This window comes from Streptomyces nanshensis (genome assembly GCF_001751255.1).
Classification (GTDB): domain Bacteria; phylum Actinomycetota; class Actinomycetes; order Streptomycetales; family Streptomycetaceae; genus Streptomyces; species Streptomyces nanshensis_A.
This window is the reverse complement of the sequence record NZ_LJGW01000614.1, coordinates 1-2,681: the sequence shown is the minus strand read 5'-3', so window position 1 is coordinate 2,681 and position 2,681 is coordinate 1. Positions and strand designations below refer to the sequence as shown.

Here is a 2,681-nt window from a genome sequence, read left to right as displayed (position 1 = left end):
CCGGCACCGGTCCCTGCTGCGGGCTTCCGCCCTGCCCCGGCACCGGGGCGCCCGCGCCCTGCGGTATGCCCGCGCCCGGGGGCGTGCCCGGACCCGTACCGTGCGCCGCGCCCGCGGTCCCGTACGCCCCCGTCTCCCACTGACCGGTGTCCCACTGGCCCGTGTCCGACGGCCCGGGCTCCGCCGGGCGCGTGTCCCACTGGCCGGTCTCCCATCGGCTCGTGTCCCACTGCCCGCCGGTCCCGTCGCCGCCGGTGTCCTGCGCGCGCTCCCGCGGTGCTCCCGCGGAGCCGTCGACGGATGCCACGTCAGTGCTCCTTGACCAGTTCGGCGTAGGGCCCGCCGCGGGCCACCAGCTCCTCGTGGCGCCCGCGTTCGACGACGCTGCCGTGGTCCAGCATGACGATCTCGTCGCTGTCGCGGACCGTGCTCAGCCGGTGTGCGATGACCACGCACGCGCAGCCGCGCCGCCGCAGGTTGTCGATGATGACCTGTTCGGTCTGGGCGTCGAGCGCGCTGGTGACCTCGTCCAGTACGAGGATGCTGGGCCGCCGCACCAGCGCGCGGGCGACCTCCAGGCGCTGCCGCTGCCCGCCGGAGAGATTGCGGCCGTCCTGCTCGACGCGGCTGTGGATGCCGCCGGGCCGCCCCGTGAAGTCGTCCAGCACGGCCGCGTCCCGCAGCGCCGCCGTGACCGCCTCGTCCGGGATCGACGGATCCCACAGCGCGACGTTGTCCCGTACCGTCCCCTCGAAGAGGAAGACGTCCTGGTCGACGAAGGAGACGGAGGCGGCCAGCGCGCTGCGCGAGACGTCCTCCAGCCGCTGCCCGTCGACGCGGATCACACCCTCCCAGGGGCTGTAGAGGCCCGAAATCAGCCTGGAGACCGTGGACTTGCCGCTGCCGGAGCCGCCGACGAGCGCGACCTGCTGCCCCGGCCCGACCGACAGCGAGAAGTCCGTCAGCAGCGGCTTGTCCAGCGGGCTGTAGCCGAACGTGATGTTCTCCAGCGACACATGGCCCTTGAGGCGGCGGGTGTCCGCGACGGGCTCACGGCGCGAATAGAGGGTGTCGACGGGGAAGTTCTCCACGTCCTTCAGCCGGGCCACGTCGGCGGCGAAGTCCTGGATGCGTCCGGCGACTCCGTTCAGCCGTGTGATGGGCGCGGTGAAGCGCGTGACGAGCGCCTGGAAGGCCACCAGCAGACCGATCGAGATATGGCCCTCGACCGCGCGCATGCCGCCGATCAGCAGGATCATGGCGCTGTTGAGCGTCGCGAGCGTGGGCGCGACGACGGCGAGCCAGGCCGTGGGCACCCCGAGTTTCTGCTGCTCCTCCAGGGTCGTGGCGTGCTGGCCAGCCCAGCGGCGGAAGTAGCCGTTCTCGCCGCCGGTGGCCTTCATCGTCTCGATCAACTGCAGGCCGGTGTACGAGGTGTTGGTCAGGCGTGCGGTGTCGGCGCGCAGCTTCTGTGTGCCGGTGGCCCGCATCCGGATCACCACCCGCATCGCGACGAGGTTCAGCAGCGCGATCAGCACGCCGATGAGGGTGAGTTGGGGGTCGTACGTCCACAGCAGCACGGCGTAGAGGATCACGACGACGGCGTCCACGCCCGCCGCGGCCAGGTCCCGGGAGAGCGTCTCGGCCACGGTGTCGTTGGACTGGAGGCGCTGTACGAGGTCGGCCGGGCTGCGCTGCGCGAAGAACGTCACCGGGAGCCGCAGCAGATGGCGGAAGAAGCGCGCGCTGCTGAGCGTCGAGGAGATGATGCGCCCGCGCAGCAGGTTCGCCTGCTGGAGCGCGGTCAGTACGGCGGTGAGCACCACCATCGCGCCCATCGAGGCGAACAGCACGCCCAGCAGCGAGGTCTGGTCCCCGATCAGGAACATGTCGATGTACGTACGGCTCAGCGCCGGCACCGCCGCGCCCACGCCGACGAGCAGCAGGCTGGCCAGCAGCGCGGCGAGCATCGTGCCGGTGGTGCGGCGCAGCCGCGCCGGCATGGCGCTCATGAAGCCGGGGCGCTTGCCGCCGCGGCGGAAGTCCTCGCCCGGTTCGAAGGTGAGGACGACGCCGGTGAAGCTGGTGTCGAAGTCCTCCAGGGGGACGAAACGGCGGCCCTTGTCGGGGTCGTTGAGGAACACGCCGCGCCGGCCGAGGCGGCGTCCGATCCCCTCGTAGACGACGTAGTGGTTGAACTCCCAGAACAGGATCGCGGGCGCGGGCACCTCCGCGAGCGCCGCGGGCTCCATCTGCATGCCCTTGGCCGTCAGGCCGTAACTGCGGGCGGCCTTCAGGAGGTTGCTGGCGCGCGAGCCGTCGCGGGAGACGCCGCAGGCGATGCGCAGCTCCTCCAGCGGCACGTGCCGTCCGAAGTGGCCCAGGACCATGGACAGCGCGGCGGCGCCGCACTCCACGGCCTCCATCTGGAGCACCGTCGGGGTGCGTATGGCCTTGTACTTGGGCCTCGGTATCTGCTGCGGCGCGGCGGAACGGCCCGCGCCCGTACGGTGCTTGCCGCTGCTCTTGGCGCCGCCCTTCGCGCCGCCGCCGCTGTTACCGCTGCCGTTGCCGGTGCGGTGGCGGCGCCTGCTGCCGGGCGGCGGCAGGCGGTCCGTACCGGCGGTGGTCTCGACGGCGCTCTCGGCCGTGCTCTCGTCGGCGGGCCCCGTGGCGTCGGC

Annotated in this window: 1 protein-coding gene and 1 pseudogene; both read right to left on the bottom strand. The window is 72.3% G+C overall.

Translation table 11 applies throughout. From position 1 onward, the window contains the following. Positions 1 to 307: pseudogene (locus tag AN218_RS30275) on the bottom strand (hypothetical protein); the annotation flags it as partial. Between the two features lies 1 nt (position 308). Beyond that, entirely contained in the window at positions 309 to 2,426 is a 2,118-nt protein-coding gene (locus tag AN218_RS30270) for an NHLP family bacteriocin export ABC transporter peptidase/permease/ATPase subunit (protein WP_420856036.1), read from the bottom strand. Between the last annotated feature and the right edge of the window lie 255 nt (positions 2,427 to 2,681).